Genomic DNA, 361 nt, shown 5'->3' on the forward strand with positions numbered 1-361 from the left:
CGGCTGAGAAGGTCAGCTGTGTGGTGATCGAGTCGACCTCCGATTACTGGAAGCCGTTTTTCTATCTGCTCGAAGATCAACACTCGATCATGCTGGTCAACGCCAAAGCTGCCCGCAATGTGCCGGGCCGCAAGACCGATGTCTCTGATGCGGCGTGGCTGGCCGATCTGGGGGCGCACGGACTGGTGCGGGCTTCATTTGTACCCCCACCTGCGATCCGGATATTGCGTGATCTGACGCGTAGTCGCACCGTCATCACCCGCGAGCGCACCAAAGAGATCCAGCGTCTGGAAAAGCTTCTCGAAGACGCTGCGATCAAACTTTCGGCGGTGGCCTCCAATATCGTCGGGGTCTCCGGACG

At 59.3% G+C, this 361-nt stretch carries 1 protein-coding gene; it reads left to right on the forward strand.

Annotation, left to right across the window (positions count from 1 at the left end):
* On the forward strand, positions 1–361 hold a 361-nt coding region (locus AC5Y4D_RS27395), incomplete at both ends, for an IS110 family transposase (RefSeq protein ID WP_500038784.1).

The sequence above is a fragment of the Mycobacterium sp. NGS67 genome, assembly GCF_059812185.1.